The sequence below is a fragment of the Embleya sp. NPDC056575 genome, from assembly GCF_042793325.1.
GTDB lineage: Bacteria > Actinomycetota > Actinomycetes > Streptomycetales > Streptomycetaceae > Embleya.
The window spans coordinates 42,121-56,764 of the sequence record NZ_JBHTVA010000066.1 but is presented as its reverse complement, the minus strand read 5'-3'; the positions used below and the strand labels follow the sequence as shown (position 1 = coordinate 56,764).

The following is a 14,644-nucleotide window of genomic DNA, read 5'->3' as shown; positions in this document are numbered from 1 at the left end:
GCCGCGACCGTGGCGCCGGCCGGCCGCCGGCGGCCGGCCGGTACCGTTGACCCGGCAGCGGAATGCCGCACTCATCCGGCTCCGCGTGCCTTGTCCGTCCGCCTCGCCTCGTTCGGGATCCTGTGATGACGATGACCGAACGTGCGGACCCGAGCGACGACGGGCAGTCCGACGGCGCCGCCGCCCGGCCCGGCCGCCTCGCGCCGCCGGAGTGGCTGGCCCTGACCCTGCGCGCCACCCCGGGCCCGATGCCGAAGGCCGCCGCGGTGCGTGCCGCGATCGGCATCGGCGCGCCGCTCGCGGTGGGCGTGCTCGTCGACGACACCACATCCGGCGCGCTCGTGGCCATCGGCGCGCTGGGCGCGGTCTTCGGGGACACCGCCGACGCCTACCGGCTGCGCGTCCTCAACATCGCCGTCCCGCAGATCGTCGGCGCGATCGGACTCGCGCTCGGCAGCGCGCAGTTCGGACACGGCTGGTCCGCCGTCGCGATGCTCACCGTGCTCGCGCTGGTCGCCGGGATGATCAGCACGATCGGCGCGGCGGCCTCGGCGTCCGGCCTGAACCTGCTGCTGATGGCGGTGATCGGGGCCGGCCTGCCGATGCCCTCGCCGTGGTGGCGCGCGCCGATGTTGACCCTGGCCGGGGCCGGGCTGGTGCTGCTGATGGCGCTGCTCGCCTGGCCCGCACGCTCGCGCGTGCCCGAACGGGACGCGGTCGCCGACGCGTACGACGCGACCGCGAACCTGCTGGCGGCGGCCGGCACCGAGGAGTGGGAGCCGGCCCGGGCCGGGGTGACGCTGACCCTCAACCACGCGTACGACCTGCTGCTCGGCCGGCGGGCGGTGGCACCCGGCCGCAGCCGCGGCATGTCGCGGCTGGTCGCGCTGTTGAACGCGGTCGGCCCGCTGGTCGAGGCGGGCACCGCGACGCACGCCGAGCAGCGCTCCGTGGCCGAGGTCGACGTGGCCACCGTGCGCGAGATCGCGGCGGCGGTGCGCGGCGGTACGGTCCCCGTCGCCGCGGCCGACCGCTCGGGCGTCTGCGCTCCGGCCGATCGTGCGGTCGCCGCCGCGATCACCCATGCCCGGGAGACGTTGTCCGGCGCCTACCGGGTGCCCGATCGGGTCGGCCGTCCGGGTGCGCTGCCCGAGCGGGTGGCGGCCGGGGCGCGTGCTCTGCTGGTGTCGGCGGAGTCGTGGCGCTACGGGCTGCGGCTGATGTTGTGCATCGGGGTGGCCCAGGCGTTGGTGTCCGTGGTGGACGTACCGCGCTCGTACTGGGTGCCGCTGACCGTCACCTTCGTCCTCAAACCGGACTTCGGCTCGGTGTTCTCCCGGGCCCTGCTGCGCGCGCTGGGCACGGCGGCCGGGCTGGTGGTGGCGGGCGTGATCCTGGAGTTCGTGCCGCGCGGGGGATGGGAGGTGCCGGTCGTGCTCGTGCTCGCGGCGGCGCTGCCGATACTCTCCCGGCGCGGTTACGGCTATCAGACCGCGGTGATCACGCCGCTGATCCTGATCCTGTCCGATCTGCTGGGGCATCAGGGCGTCGGGCTGCTCGCGCCGCGCCTGGTGGACAGCCTGATCGGCTGCGCGATCGTGCTGGTCGTGGGCTATGCGCTGTGGCCGGAGAGCTGGCACACCCGGGTCGGCGCGCGGTTGGCCACCGCGATCGAGGACACCGCGCGCTACATCGAGTGCGCGTTCGACGAGAACGTCGACCAGGCCGCCCGGGCCCGGACCCGGCGGCGGATCTACCGCGATCTGTCCGATGTGCGGACCGAGTTCCAGCGTGCGCTCGGCGAACCGCCGCCGGCCGGTGCCCGGGCGGCGGCCTGGTGGCCGCTGATCGTGGCGGTGGAGCGGGTGATCGACACGGGTACGGCCGCGGCGGTGCACACCGCGCACGGCGCGCCGCCGCCCTCGCCGGAGGCGGCGGCGCACATCGCGGCCGAACTGCGGGCGTTGGCGGCGTCGATGCGCTCCGAGGGCGCGGGTGCGGTGGGGGCCGTCGCGTCGGCGGCGATGGAGGAGCCGCGGGACGTGTTCTCCGACGTGCGGAGGGAGGTGCGTTCGGTGCGCTCGACACTGGACGGGCCGTCGGAGGCACCGGAGCGGCCGAAGAAACCTTGAAAGCCGGCGCCGACACGAGCGTCAACCAAGGGTTGACCAATCATGGTGGTCAACCTACGGTTGACGCATGGAGAATCCCACGCGCGTGACCAACCCGGTCCGGCTCGACGATCTCATCGAAACCATCAAGCAGACCCACTCCGACATCCTGGAACAACTGTCCGGCGCGGTGATCGTGTCCGATCACCTCGGCGAGGTCGCCGACCACCTCATCGGCCACTTCGTGGACCAGGCCCGCCGCTCCGGCGCGTCCTGGAAGGACATCGGCGCGAGCATGGGCGTCACCAAGCAGGCGGCGCAAAAGCGCTTCGTCCCGAAGACCGCCGGCGAGTCCGAGCTGGACCCGCGGCAGGGCTTCGGCCGGTTCACCGCCCGGGCCCGCAACCTGGTGGTGGCGGCGCAGAACGAGGCGCACGCGGCGGGCAACGTCGAGATCGGGCCGCTACACCTGATCCTGGGCCTGATCGCCGACCCCGCCTCGCTCGCCGCCGCGGCCGTGGTCGCCCAGGGGGTCACGTTGGACGCGCTCCGGGAGGCGGCCCGCGCCGAACTGCCGCCGACCGCCGAGACGGTGCCCGACCTCGTCCCCTACGACGCGGCGGCGCGCAAGGTCCTGGAACTCACCCTGCGCGAGGCGCTGCGGCTGGGCCACAACTACGTCGGCACCGAGCATGTCCTGCTCGCCCTCCTGGAGTTCGAGGGCGACTCGGACGGCGTCCTCGGCGGCCTGGGCATCGACAAGACGGCCGTCGAGGCGTATCTGGCCGAGGCACTGGCGGCCATCGCGGGCGCCGCCGACGGACCGCGGGACTGAGCGCACGCCGCGATCGGTGGTGTCGTCCACACCACGGCCGCCCGAGCGGTGTCGTCTTCGGCCCACCGCCGGGGACGACGCCGCTTCGGCGTTCGCGCCCGACTCACCCGGCGCCGTCGTTTCCGGCGTCGTCCTCGCGTCGATCCACGGACGCGGCCCGCCTCACCGTGGTGACCGGGCGCTTGTGCGGCCGACGTAACCCCCGACGCGCGGGCGTGTGATGTTCGCGAAACCGCCGCTCCCTAGCGTCCCGGACATGGGGCTCGGGTGGCGGCGACCGCACCCGCGCCGCCCGGTCGGTGCATACAGGCATATACAGGTGTGTATCGGAAGTTTCGGAGAATACCGGGAAAGGGGTGTCGCCCGTGTCGGGATCGGATCCGAAGGCGGCCGACGACACCGTACGGACCGTCTGCTCGTACTGCGGGGTCGGCTGCGGCATGCTCCTCGACGTCGCCGTCGACTCCGCGACCGGCCGGCGCACCGTGCTCAAGGCGCGCGGCGACCGGGCGCACCCGACGAACCGCGGCAGGCTGTGTACGAAGGGCGCCACCAGCGCCGAACTGCTCACCGCTCCGGGCCGGTTGACCACCGCACTGGTGCGTGCCGAGCGCGACGCGGCGCCGACGCCGACCGCGGTGGACGCGGCGATCACCACGACCGCCCGGCGGTTGCGCGAGATCCTGGACGCGCACGGCCCGGACGCGCTGGCCTTCTACGTCTCGGGCCAACTCACCCTGGAGGCCCAGTATCTGGCCACCAAGCTGGCCAAGGGCTTCGTCGGCACCAACCGGATCGAGTCGAACTCGCGGTTGTGCATGGCCAGTGCCGGAAGCGGCTACAAACTCTCGCTCGGCGCCGACGGACCGCCCGGCTCGTACGAGGACTTCGAACACGCCGACGTCTTCCTGGTGATCGGCGCCAACATGGCCGACTGCCATCCGATCCTGTTCCTGCGCATGATGGACCGGGTCCGGGCAGGGGCCAGGCTGATCGTGGTCGACCCGCGCCGCACCGCCACCGCCGCCAAGGCCGATCTGTTCCTGCAGATCCGTCCCGGCACCGATCTGGCCCTGCTGAACGGCCTGTTGCACCTGCTCGTGGAGAACGGCGACACCGATCCCGCGTTCATCGCCGAGTGCACCGAGGGCTGGGACGAGATGCCGGAGTTCCTGCGGGAGTACCCGCCGGCGCGGGTCGCCGAGCTGACCGGCCTGGCCGAGCAGGACATCGGGCGGGCCGCGCGGTGGATCGGCGCGGCGGGGGAGTGGACCAGTTGCTGGACGATGGGGCTCAACCAGAGCACCCACGGCACCTGGAACACCAACGCGCTGATCAACCTGCATCTCGCCACCGGAGCGATCTGCCGACCGGGCAGCGGCCCGTTCTCGCTCACCGGGCAGCCGAACGCGATGGGCGGCCGGGAAATGGGCTACATGGGCCCGGGGTTGCCCGGCCAGCGCTCGGTACTGGTGGCCGAGGACCGGGAGTTCGTCGAGCTGCTGTGGGAGGTGCCCGCCGGGACGCTGCGTGCGGAGGCGGGCGGCGGCACGGTGGACCTGTTCGCCCGGATGGCCGCGGGCGAGGTCAAGGCGTGCTGGATCATCTGCACCAACCCGGTCGCCTCGGTGGCCAACCGGGACGCGGTGATCGCGGGACTGCGGGCGGCCGAATTCGTGGTCGTCCAGGACGTGTTCGCGGACACCGAGACCAACGTGTACGCCGACGTGGTGCTGCCGGCCGCGATGTGGGCCGAGACCGAGGGCGTCATGGTCAACTCCGAACGTAACCTCACACTGTCCCGGCAGGCCGTCGACCCGGTCGGCGAGGCGCTGCCGGACTGGCTGATCATCGCCCGGGTAGCGCGCGAGATGGGCTTCGCCGACGCCTTCGACTACGCCGGTGTCGAGGAGGTGTTCGACGAACTCGCCCGGGCCCGGAACCCGACGACCGGCTACGACCTGAGCGGGGTGAGCCACGAGCGGCTGCGCGAGACACCGGTGCAGTGGCCGAGTTCGACGCCGGACGGGCCGGACCGCAACCCGATCCGATACCTGCCGGCCGATGCCGCGAAGCCGGGCGACGCGGGCGACGCGGGCGACGCGGGCGACGCGGGTGACACCCGCCGCCGGCCGCGCTTCCCGACCGCGAGCGGGCGGGCAGTGTTCTTCGCCCGGCCGCACCTGCCACCCGCCGAACTGCCCGATCGGGACCACCCGATGGTGCTCAACACCGGACGCGTGCAGCACCAGTGGCACACCATGACCAAGACCGGGCGGATCGACACGCTCAACCGCCTCGACCCGGCGCCGTTCGTGGAGATCCACCCCGAGGACGCGCTGGAGTTGGGCATCGCGGCGGGCGACGTGGTCGAAGTGGCCTCCCGACGCGGGCGCGTGGTGTTGCCCGCCCGGCCCACCGACCGGGTCCGGCCGGGCAACTGCTTCGTGCCGTTCCACTGGAACGACCGGTTCGGCGCGTTCCTGGGGATCAACGCGGTCACCAACGACGCGGTCGACCCGATCTCCTTCCAGCCCGAATTCAAGGCGTGCGCGGTGGCGTTGACGAAGGTGGCGGGCCCGGTCCGCCCCGACCCGCCCGCGCCCGCCACCCCCGCGTCGGGCCCCGACCCGGCCGCCGTCGCGTCGCCGTCGGCCCCGACCGACCCCGACATCCGCGCCGCGGCCACGCTGCTCGGCCTCGGCGACCTCGCGCCGCCGGTGTACACGGACGAGGAACGGCGCTACTTGGCCGGGTTCCTCGCGGGCGCGGCCGGATCCGGGACGAGGCGGGCGCTCGGCGTCCCGGTGCTGCCCGACCGGGCTCCGATCGCCCCGGCCCGGGTGCCGTGGGTCAACGGACTCCTGGCGGGCCTGTTCTCCCGGACCGTCGAGATGCCCGCCGCCACGACCGCAGCCCTCGCGGTCGCCGACCCGGCGGCCGAATCACCGCACGAGGGCGACGTGCTGGTGCTGTGGGCCTCGCAGACCGGCAACGCCGCCGAGTTGGCCGGCTCGATCGCCGACCGACTGGCCGCGGCCGGGCGGCGACCCGTCGTGCGCGAGATGACCGAGCACAGTCCGGACACGCTGCCCAGCGGCATACCCGTGCTCCTGATCACCAGTACCTTCGGCGACGGGGAGGCGCCCGACAACGGGGCCGGGTTCTGGGCGGCGCTGACCGGGGCCGGGCGGCCCGAGGTGAACGGGCTGCGCTACGCCGTGCTGGCCCTGGGCGACTCGGGCTATGCCGACTTCTGCGGGCACGGCCGCCGCCTCGACGAGCGGTTGGCCGAACTCGGCGGCACCCGGATCGCCCCACGCGCCGACTGCGAACCCGACTACGACCGAACCGCGGCGAGCTGGCTGGACGGGGTACTGGCCGCGCTCGGCGGCCCGGGGCCGACGCCCGGCGCGCGCACGACGACCGCGACGACCGGCACACCCAAGGCCGTTGCCGCGACCCGCGAACCCGTCCCGGCGCCCGGAGCACAGCCGCCGCCGGCCGCCGTCGGCTACTCGAAGGCGGCGCCCTTCCCCGCCCCGCTGATCGGCGATCGACTGCTCAGTCTGCCCGAATCCGCCAAGGAGGTAAGGCAGTTCACCTTCGATACACGCGGCGGCCCACACGGCGACCTGCACTACGAGCCCGGCGACGCGCTCGGGGTCCGGCCGGTCAACCGCCCGGAGGCGGTGGCCGAATGGCTGGCCGCCACCGGCCTGGACCCGGCGACCCCGATCCCCGTGCCGGACCTGGGCGAACTCGCGCTCGGCGAGGCGCTGCGAAGCCGGTTCGAGATCGCCCGGATCACCCCGGAGCTGCTCCGGTTCGTCGCCGAGCGTACCCGCGACCGGGACCTGGAGCGGCTGCTCCGGGCCGGCCACCGGGACGAACTCGCGCGGTGGAGCTGGGGTCGCCAAGCGGTGGACGTGATCGCCGAGTTCGGGGTGCGGGCGGATCCGGTCGAGTGGGCCGGCGTGCTCAAGCGGCTGGAGCCGCGGCTGTACTCGATCTCCTCCAGCCCGCTCGCGCACCCCGGCGAGGTGCGGATCACCGTGTCCGTGGTGCGCTACCGCAACGAGGCAGGTGTCGAGCGGCAGGGGGTGTGCTCCGGGCATCTCGCGACGCTGGGCGCCGACGGGCCGGTGCCGGTATTCGTACGCCGCTCCCCGCACTTTCGGCCGCCGACGGATCCCACGACACCCGCGGTGATGATCGGCCCCGGTACGGGCGTCGCGCCGTTCCCGGGCTTCTTGGCCGATCGGCAGGCGCGCGGTCACACCGGGCCCAACTGGCTGTTCTTCGGCGAGCAGCGGCGGGCCACCGACTTCTACTACCGGGACGAACTCGCCGAGTTCCGCCGCGTCGGGCTGCTGGATCGGCTCGACCTGGCGTTCTCCCGCGACCAGCGGGCCAAGATCTACGTCCAGGACCGCATGCGTGAACACGGTCCGCGCATGTGGGACTGGTTGTCGCGCGGGGCGCACGTCTACGTCTGCGGCGACGCGGGTCGCATGGCCAAGGACGTCGACCGCACGCTGCGCGAGATCGTGATCGCCCACGGAGGGCGGACCGAGGACGAAGCGGACGCGTACGTACGGCAGATGGTCGGGGAGCGGCGTTATGTGCGGGACGTGTACTGAGAGCGGTGCACGCCGGCGGCGTGGGCTCAGACCCGTTCCAGGGCGCGATGCGGCGGCGCGGGCACTTCGACCCGGATGGGATCGCCGGGTCGGATCTCGCCGCCGGCGCGGACCACGCCCATGATGCCCGCCTTGCGCACCGGGTTGCCCGCCTCGTCCCGGCCGACGACCTCCTTGAGCAGGCCGGCGCGGAACGTGTTGATCTGCCGACACGGGTTGCGCAGTCCGGTCACCTCGACCACCGCCTCGGCACCCAGGTGCAGCAGCGTGCCGGTGGGCAGGCCGAGCAGGTCGATCCCGCGTGTGGTGATGTTCTCGCCCAACTCCCCGGCAGCGACGGTGAATCCGGCGGCGGCCAGCTCCTGGTGCAACTCGGCGTGGATGAGGTGTACCTGGCGCAGATTGGGCTGCGTGGGGTCGACCGCGACCCGCGATCGGTGCTTCACGGTGACGCCGAGGTGGGCGTCGCCCTCCACGCCGAGGCCGGCGAGGAGGCGGATGGTCTCGACATTGCCTTTGCGGAACGTGTGTTCGCCGCTCCGCGACACCGCCACCACGCCGCCGACCACGTCCATGCCGCCTCCTTGGTTTCCATAAGAGACTCACCAGGGTTCGATGACACAGTACGACAACGCCCGCCCGCACCGCACGAGGGTCGGCCTATATCCGGCGTCCCCACGCCGAGATCATCGGCGCCAGGGCCAGGTCGAGCCGGCCGGCGGCGATGGCGGCCAGGTGGCGGTCGATCTCCTCGTCGTCCGCCAGTCCCTGTTCGACCAGGTGGTGCCGGACCTGCCGCACCGTGGCCGCCTCCAGTACGGCACACGCCGGCGAGGTGATCGGGAAGTACGCGTCGGCCCGTACGTCCTCCAGCCCCGCCGCGCGCAGCAGACGCGGCAGGGTCCGGCCGTAGGCCAGTTCGGCGCCGCGCGCGGCCATCAGCGTGCGGACGTCGGACCGGAGCCGGTTGGCGAGCCGCTGCTCCGGGCCCGACTCGTCCGGGCACGGCAACGGTTGCAACATCGGGTCGGCGTCCTCGACGAGCAGTACGCCGCCGGGCCGCAGCGCCCCGACCATCCGACGCAGCGCCTCCGCGCGGTCGGCGACGTGGATCAGGACCAGCCGGGCGTGCACCAGGTCGAAGCCACCGGCCGGCGGCGGATCGACCGCGACATCATGCGTGAACACCTCGATCACACCGCCGGCCACCTCCCGAGCCCAGGACACGTCGATGTCGGTGGCGACCACCGCCCCCGTCGGCCCGACCCGCTCGGCCAGCCCCAACGGCACCGAGGTCCCGCCGGCCCCCACCTCCCAACACCGCATCCCGGCCCCGACCCCGAGCCGATCCACGTGCCCGAACGTCACGGGGTCGAACAACTCCGCGAGCGCCCCGAACCGAACCCCGGCCTCGGCCTGCCGGTTGTCCAACAGATAACCCTGATCCCCGCCGACTTCACCCATCCCCCCATCCTGACATCCGAAGACCCCACCGGCCCCGGTCCCCGGGCAGCGCCGCGCCCGCCCCCGCCTCCGTCGGCCTCCCGCGAACGGGCGTCGCCCCGCTCTGGTAGGCAAGTCCCCACACCCCCGGGCCACGCCGCCGCAAAGGAGCCGCTCCGCCATGGACACGTACGGGAACGCGAACACGTTCGGCGGCCTGCCCGTCGCTCGTCTGAACGACATCCCGAACCCGAAAGCCACCTGGCTCGACAACGCTCGCGCGGGCGGCCCCCAGCCGCTGCCGGCCGCGGACAGGGCCGCGTGGTCGCTGCGGATCCCGCCGTACCGGGCGGCCGAGACCTTCCCCGAGCACTTCGCACGCTTCGTCGCCACTGTCGACACGACAAAAGTGAGCGCGCTGATCATCGGCTGCTGGGGGGAGAGCGACCGGAGTTCGAGCATCGCCGTCCACGAACTGGTCGCCCACGCCGACCGGTTGCCCGCGCTGCGCCACCTGTTCTTCGGCGACATCCGGAGCGAGGAGAACGAGATCTCCTGGATCCGGCAGAGCAACGTCACGCCGCTGCTGCGGGTGTTCCCCGATCTGGAGACCCTGACCATCAAGGGCAATTCGATGCTCGTCCTCGAACCCGTCGAGCACGCGGCGTTGCGGACCCTGGAGTTCCAGAGCGGCGGCCTGCCGGACGACGTCGTGCGCGCCGTCGGCGCGTCGGTGTTCCCCGCCCTGGAATCCCTCGAACTGTGGCTCGGCGTCGAGGAGTACGGCGGCGACGCCACCGTCGACGACCTGGCCGGCATCCTCGACGGCCGCGGCCTGCCCGCGCTCACGACACTCGGCCTGATGAACAGCGAGATCCAGGACGAGATCTGCGCCGCCCTCGCCTCGGCCCCGATCGTCTCCCCCCTGCGTACCCTCGACCTGTCCATGGGCACGCTGGGCGACGAGGGCGCCGAGGCGCTGCTCACCGGGCAGCCGCTCACCCACCTCGAACGGCTCATCGTGAGCCACCACTTCATGACCGGGCGGATGTGCGACCGACTGGCGGAGGCACTGCCCGGCATCGTCCTCGGCCTCGAGGACGTCGAGGAGGAGGACAACCCGGACGGGCCCGAGGTATGGCGATACGTCGAGGTGTCCGAGTAGCGGGGTACCCACTCCCCAAGCCCACGCCCGACGCGCGCCTACACGCGGTTCGTTCGGCCCTTTTCGGGGTGGCCGGCCGACCCGATCCGCCGCGCCCCCGATAACGTTCGATCTTCCGACGCATCGACAGGAAGAGGCGGCGCATGGTCGACATCGGCAGGCTGACCCCGGCGGATCGGGCCGACTGGCAGGCCCTGTTCGAGGGGTACAACACCTTCTACGAGCGCACCCTCGCCCCCGAGATGTTCGACCGCGCCTGGAGCGCGTTCCGCGAGGACACCCGGATGCACGCGCTGGGTGCCAGGGTGGACGGGAAGCTGGTCGGCATCACGCACTTCCTGGTGCACGCGAGTACCACCGCGCCCGACGTCTGCTACCTCCAGGACCTGTTCACCGCGCCCGAGGTCCGCGGTCGGGGTGTGGCCCGCGCGCTGATCGGCGCGGTGACCGAGTGGGCGCGCGAACACGAGTGCTCCCGGGTGTACTGGTCGACCCACCAGGACAACACCACCGCCCGCCGGCTCTACGACCGGGTGGCGCTGAACCGCGGATTCGTGCTGTATCAGATCAACCTCTGAGCCGCGCCGCGAGCGCACCCCGGATCACCCGTCGAACCGGTCGGCGACCGCCAGTTGCCCGGCGAGCACCGAGGGGGCCGCCACCAACGACGGGCCGTACCAGGTGAGATACCGCCCGTCGACCAGTGCGACCGGAAGGCCGGGGAACGCCTCCGGGCCGTCCTCGGCGGTGAACCGGTAGGGCTCGTCCGGGAGCACCACCACGTCGGGCTCGGCGGCGCGGAGTTCGTCGAGGGAGACCTTCGGCCAGCGTTGCGCGTGCCGCGCGAACACGTTCGTCAGGCCGAAGCGGGTCAGCACGTCGGCGGCGAAGGTGTCCCGGCCGGCGACCATCCACGGCCGCCGCCACACCGGGACGATCGCCCGGCGCGGCGGGGCGGCCGGCAGTCCCGCCCACGCGGCCCGGCAGGCGGCGAGCCAGGACGGCGGCGGCAGTCGGCAACCGAGTACGAGCATGCGCTCCAACGCGGTGAAGGCCTCGTCCAGGCCGCGAACCCGGGTGACCCACACGGCGATTCCGGCCGCCCGCAGCGCGGCCAGGTCGGCCGGGCGGTTCTCCTCCTCGTTGGCCAGGACCAGATCCGGGGCGAGGGCGCGGATGGCGTCCAGGTCCGGATTCTTGGTGCCCCGGATCCGGACCACGTCCAGGTCGGCGGGATGCGTGCACCAGTCGGTGGCGCCGACCAGCAGGCCGGGCGCGCTCACCGCGACCGCCTCGGTGAGCGAGGGCACCAACGAGACCACCCGCCGCACCTCGTCGGGCACCGGCACGGGCAGATCGAGATCGTCACGCATGCCTCGACCCTACGGGGACCGACAGCCGGTTCGGGAACAGCGCCTAGGGTGGCGGCATGATCACCAGCACCGAGAACCCCATCGCGGAGAGCGGTCCCAGCCTGTTCGACGCGTTGAGCGCGGACGCGATATCCGACGTCACGGGCCTGCGCGAGCTGTACGAGCATCCGGGCGCGGTCGCCGCGGCCAAGGAGATGGACCGGCTCACCGAGAAGACCCGCGCGCTGGTCGGCTGCGCGTCGTTGGTCTTCGTCGCCAGTACCGACGCGGCAGGCCGCTGCGATGTCACCCCGCGCGGCGGCCCGGCCGGTTTCGTCACTGTGCTCGACGACCGCACCCTGGTCATCCCCGACGCCACCGGCAACAAGCGCCTCGACACGCTGCACAACGTGGTGGCGACCGGCCGGGTCGGTCTGCTGTTCGTGATTCCCGGGCGCACCACCACGCTTCGCGCCAACGGGCGCGCGTGCGTATCCGCGCGGCCCGAGTTGCTGGCGCGACTCACGCCGGTGGGCAAGCCGCCGGTCAGCGCGCTCGTGGTCGAGCTGGACGAGGTGTACCCGCACTGCCCCAAGGCGCTGCTGCGCGGTTCGGCCTGGAAGCCGGACGGTTGGCTGCCGGCCGACGCCCAGCCGAGTTCGGCCGAGGTGACGCTGGCCCAGCTGAGCATGCCCGGGTTGACCATCGAGGCCGTCCGGCAGGCGGAGGAGGACTCGTTGAAGTACCGGTACGAGTAGCCGGCGGCCACGCCCGAGGTACCGAATCCCGTCCCACCGGCCTCCCGTCGGCCGGCCGATCCACCCTTGGAGTACGCCGTGGACGCCCACACGCCCGCCGATCCCACCGTGCTGCACCCGATGCCGGGGCAGTCGCGCGTGGTCCTGCTCAAGCCGCTGGTGACCTCGCCGCTGATCGAGGTCGGGGACTTCTCCTACTACGACGACCCGGACGATCCCACCGCGTTCGAGACCCGCAACGTGCTCTACCACTACGGGCCGGAGCGGCTGGTGATCGGGAAGTTCTGCGCGCTGGGCGAGGGTGTGCGGTTCGTGATGAACGGGGCCAACCACCGGATGGACGGGCCCTCGACCTTCCCGTTCCCGATCATGGGTGGGTCCTGGGCCGACCACTTCGACCTGATCTCCGGCCTGCCGGGGCGGGGCGACACGGTGGTCGGCCACGACGTCTGGTTCGGCTATCGGGCCATGGTGATGCCCGGGGTTCGGATCGGACACGGCGCGATCGTCGCCTCCGGTGCCGTGGTGGTGGACGACGTCCCCGACTACACGATCGTCGGCGGCAATCCGGCGAAGGCGATCCGTACCCGGTACAGCCCAGAGGACGTCGCGCGTCTGCTCGAACTGGCGTGGTGGGACTGGCCGATCGAGCACATCACCCGGCATGTGCGGACCATCATGTCCGGCACGGTCGCCGAGTTGGCGGCGGTCGCGCCGTAGCCGAACGCGCGACCCGCGCCCCTACCCGGTACCGGCACCGACCCCGTCGGCCGCCAGCAGCGCCTGGGCGATCCGACGGGCTCGGACCGCCGGGGCGGGGGTGCGCTCGCGCAGCGCGGTGACGATCGCGCCGTCCATGAGCAGCGCGAACTCCCGGGCCAGGAAGGCCGGTTCCGAGACCTGCGCGGCGGTCAGCAGCTGTTCCAAATAGGCCACCACCCGCTCCTTGTGGTCGGCCGCGACGCGGTGCGCCGAACCGTCCGGGTCGGCGGACTCGACCATCGTGTTGATGAACGCACACCCCCGGAAGTCGTTGCGCGCGAACCGCTCGGCGAGCGCGTCGAAGACGGCCGCCGGGCCGCCGCCCAGCGCCTGGACCCGCTCCGCCAGCCAGGCCCGCCAGCGCCGGTCGCGGGCCTCCAGGACGGCGACGACGAGGTCGTCCTTGCTCGGGAAGTGCCGATACAACGACGCCCGGCCGACGCCGGATTCGGCCAGGATGCGCTCGATGCCGACGGCGCGGATCCCCTCGGCGTAGAAAAGTTCCTCGGCGGTGGCGAGCAGACGGTCTCGGGCTTTGACGGGCACGTTCGGATCCTAACCCCTCTTGACCGGAAACGGTACCGATCAGTACCGTCTGCAAAACGGCACCGATCGGTACCGTTTTTGGCGGCACATCGAAGCGAGAGAGCAACGGGGGTTCGCATGTCGTCCACACCCACACCCACACCCACACCCGCATCCACACCCACGTCCGTGCCTGCGCCCACGTCGCCCGGGTCGACCGACGCGCATGCCGACCTGTTGGCCCGGGTCGAGAAGCAGCTCGGCCGGGTGCCGAACCTGTACGCGGCGCTCGCGAGCGGTCCGGCCGCGCTGGAGGGATACCTCGCGATGCGCGACCGGCTCACCCGAGGTGTCCTGCGGGCCCGCCTCCGGGAGCAGTTGGCGCTGTTGATCGCGCAGGAGAACGAGTGCGCCTACTGCGTCAGCGCACACACCTACCGGGGCGGCCTGATGGGCCTGACCGAGGACGAACTGCGAAAGACCCGGGACGCGCACGACGCGGATCCCCACGCAGACGCCGTGCTGACCCTGGCCCGGCAGATCGTCCGCACCCGGGGCCGGGTCGGCGAGGAGTACCGGTCCAAGGCCCGCGCGGCCGGGGTCACCGAGGCCGAGGAGGCCGAGATCGTCGCGCACATCGCGCTGAACACGCTGTCCAACTACTACAACCACCTGGCCCGGCCCGAGCTGGACTTCCCGGAGGTGACCGCGTGACCCGCACCTGGCACACCGCGTCCGTCGAACTCGTCGACGGCTACCCGGTGCGGGGCGCCGACGGCGTACCCACCACCTCCGTCCCGACCGCGCGCGTCGCGATCGAGGGCGGCTTCGCCCACCTCGACATCCCCGACACCGGCGTCGTCCAGGTCGTCTCCGCGCCGGCGATACGGCTGATCACCTACCGGGAGGAGCCGGCGGCCTGAGCGGTGGGGGCGGCGCCGGCGGCCAAACCGCCCGGCCCCCCCCCCGCCGGGGCCCCCCCCCCCGCCGCCCCCCCGCCGGGCGGGGCGGCCCGGCCGGGGGCCTGGAGACACCCGCTGGGGGTAGTAC

The 14,644-nt window shown here is 72.7% G+C and carries 13 protein-coding genes; 9 read left to right on the top strand and 4 right to left on the bottom strand.

Annotated features, from left to right (window positions below; all coding sequences use genetic code 11):
- Positions 1-125: 125 nt before the first annotated feature.
- The 3 genes from ACFRCG_RS37645 to ACFRCG_RS37635 all read left to right on the top strand — a co-directional run bounded on the left by ACFRCG_RS37645 (position 126) and on the right by ACFRCG_RS37635 (position 7,589).
- Positions 126-2,132, top strand: a complete 2,007-nt coding sequence (locus tag ACFRCG_RS37645) for an FUSC family protein (protein WP_380039972.1) — start codon at positions 126-128, stop codon at positions 2,130-2,132.
- A 67-nt stretch (positions 2,133-2,199) separates the two neighbouring features.
- Positions 2,200-2,946 (top strand): Clp protease N-terminal domain-containing protein, encoded by a 747-nt coding sequence (locus tag ACFRCG_RS37640; RefSeq protein WP_380039970.1) that lies wholly within the window; start codon positions 2,200-2,202, stop codon positions 2,944-2,946.
- Positions 2,947-3,311: 365 nt separating this feature from the next.
- The gene (locus ACFRCG_RS37635; protein ID WP_380039968.1) at positions 3,312-7,589 is read left to right on the top strand and encodes a molybdopterin-dependent oxidoreductase; all 4,278 of its coding nucleotides are present in this window, start codon (positions 3,312-3,314) and stop codon (positions 7,587-7,589) included.
- A gap of 26 nt (positions 7,590-7,615) precedes the next feature.
- Here the strand turns inward: ACFRCG_RS37635 and ACFRCG_RS37630 are convergent, their stop codons facing one another.
- Complete coding sequence (locus tag ACFRCG_RS37630; RefSeq protein ID WP_380039966.1) at positions 7,616-8,164, bottom strand: MOSC domain-containing protein; 549 nt, start codon at positions 8,162-8,164, stop codon at positions 7,616-7,618.
- Positions 8,165-8,249: 85 nt separating this feature from the next.
- Positions 8,250-9,053 (bottom strand): methyltransferase domain-containing protein, encoded by an 804-nt coding sequence (locus ACFRCG_RS37625; RefSeq protein WP_380039964.1) that lies wholly within the window; start codon positions 9,051-9,053, stop codon positions 8,250-8,252.
- 160 nt (positions 9,054-9,213) lie between these two features.
- Here ACFRCG_RS37625 and ACFRCG_RS37620 point away from each other — a divergent pair, with 160 nt between their 5' ends.
- Positions 9,214-10,197, top strand: coding sequence for an STM4015 family protein (locus ACFRCG_RS37620; RefSeq protein WP_380039962.1), 984 nt, complete (start codon positions 9,214-9,216; stop codon positions 10,195-10,197).
- A gap of 110 nt (positions 10,198-10,307) precedes the next feature.
- The gene (locus ACFRCG_RS37615) at positions 10,308-10,775 is read left to right on the top strand and encodes a GNAT family N-acetyltransferase (protein WP_380039976.1); all 468 of its coding nucleotides are present in this window, start codon (positions 10,308-10,310) and stop codon (positions 10,773-10,775) included.
- A 24-nt stretch (positions 10,776-10,799) separates the two neighbouring features.
- On the opposite strand, the gene ACFRCG_RS37610 is transcribed toward ACFRCG_RS37615, so the two are convergent.
- A complete protein-coding gene (locus ACFRCG_RS37610) occupies positions 10,800-11,570 on the bottom strand; it encodes a helical backbone metal receptor (RefSeq protein WP_380039960.1) in 771 nt (256 codons plus the stop codon).
- 56 nt (positions 11,571-11,626) lie between these two features.
- Between ACFRCG_RS37610 and ACFRCG_RS37605 the strand changes: the two genes are divergently transcribed.
- The gene (locus ACFRCG_RS37605) at positions 11,627-12,307 is read left to right on the top strand and encodes an MSMEG_1061 family FMN-dependent PPOX-type flavoprotein (RefSeq protein WP_380039958.1); all 681 of its coding nucleotides are present in this window, start codon (positions 11,627-11,629) and stop codon (positions 12,305-12,307) included.
- Between the two features lie 120 nt (positions 12,308-12,427).
- Positions 12,428-13,027, top strand: coding sequence for a CatB-related O-acetyltransferase (locus tag ACFRCG_RS37600; RefSeq protein ID WP_380039974.1), 600 nt, complete (start codon positions 12,428-12,430; stop codon positions 13,025-13,027).
- Positions 13,028-13,048: 21 nt separating this feature from the next.
- Here ACFRCG_RS37600 and ACFRCG_RS37595 read toward each other — a convergent pair whose 3' ends face one another.
- Positions 13,049-13,615 (bottom strand): TetR/AcrR family transcriptional regulator, encoded by a 567-nt coding sequence (locus ACFRCG_RS37595; protein ID WP_380039956.1) that lies wholly within the window; start codon positions 13,613-13,615, stop codon positions 13,049-13,051.
- A 168-nt stretch (positions 13,616-13,783) separates the two neighbouring features.
- Between ACFRCG_RS37595 and ACFRCG_RS37590 the strand changes: the two genes are divergently transcribed.
- Together ACFRCG_RS37590 and ACFRCG_RS37585 are read left to right on the top strand one after the other, a co-directional pair.
- Positions 13,784-14,308, top strand: coding sequence for a carboxymuconolactone decarboxylase family protein (locus ACFRCG_RS37590; protein WP_380039954.1), 525 nt, complete (start codon positions 13,784-13,786; stop codon positions 14,306-14,308).
- A complete protein-coding gene (locus ACFRCG_RS37585) occupies positions 14,305-14,517 on the top strand; it encodes a hypothetical protein (RefSeq protein WP_380039952.1) in 213 nt (70 codons plus the stop codon). Before ACFRCG_RS37590 ends, ACFRCG_RS37585 begins: the two co-directional genes overlap by 4 nt.
- The last annotated feature ends 127 nt before the right edge of the window (positions 14,518-14,644 follow it).

Coding starts and splice junctions, on each gene's coding strand:
- ACFRCG_RS37645 (WP_380039972.1), top strand. CDS start 126: ATGACGATGACCGAACGTGCGGACCCGAGCGACGACGGGCAGTCCGAC.
- ACFRCG_RS37640 (WP_380039970.1), top strand. CDS start 2,200: ATGGAGAATCCCACGCGCGTGACCAACCCGGTCCGGCTCGACGATCTC.
- ACFRCG_RS37630 (WP_380039966.1), bottom strand. CDS start 8,164: ATGGACGTGGTCGGCGGCGTGGTGGCGGTGTCGCGGAGCGGCGAACAC.
- ACFRCG_RS37625 (WP_380039964.1), bottom strand. CDS start 9,053: ATGGGTGAAGTCGGCGGGGATCAGGGTTATCTGTTGGACAACCGGCAG.
- ACFRCG_RS37620 (WP_380039962.1), top strand. CDS start 9,214: ATGGACACGTACGGGAACGCGAACACGTTCGGCGGCCTGCCCGTCGCT.
- ACFRCG_RS37610 (WP_380039960.1), bottom strand. CDS start 11,570: ATGCGTGACGATCTCGATCTGCCCGTGCCGGTGCCCGACGAGGTGCGG.
- ACFRCG_RS37605 (WP_380039958.1), top strand. CDS start 11,627: ATGATCACCAGCACCGAGAACCCCATCGCGGAGAGCGGTCCCAGCCTG.
- ACFRCG_RS37600 (WP_380039974.1), top strand. CDS start 12,428: ATGCCGGGGCAGTCGCGCGTGGTCCTGCTCAAGCCGCTGGTGACCTCG.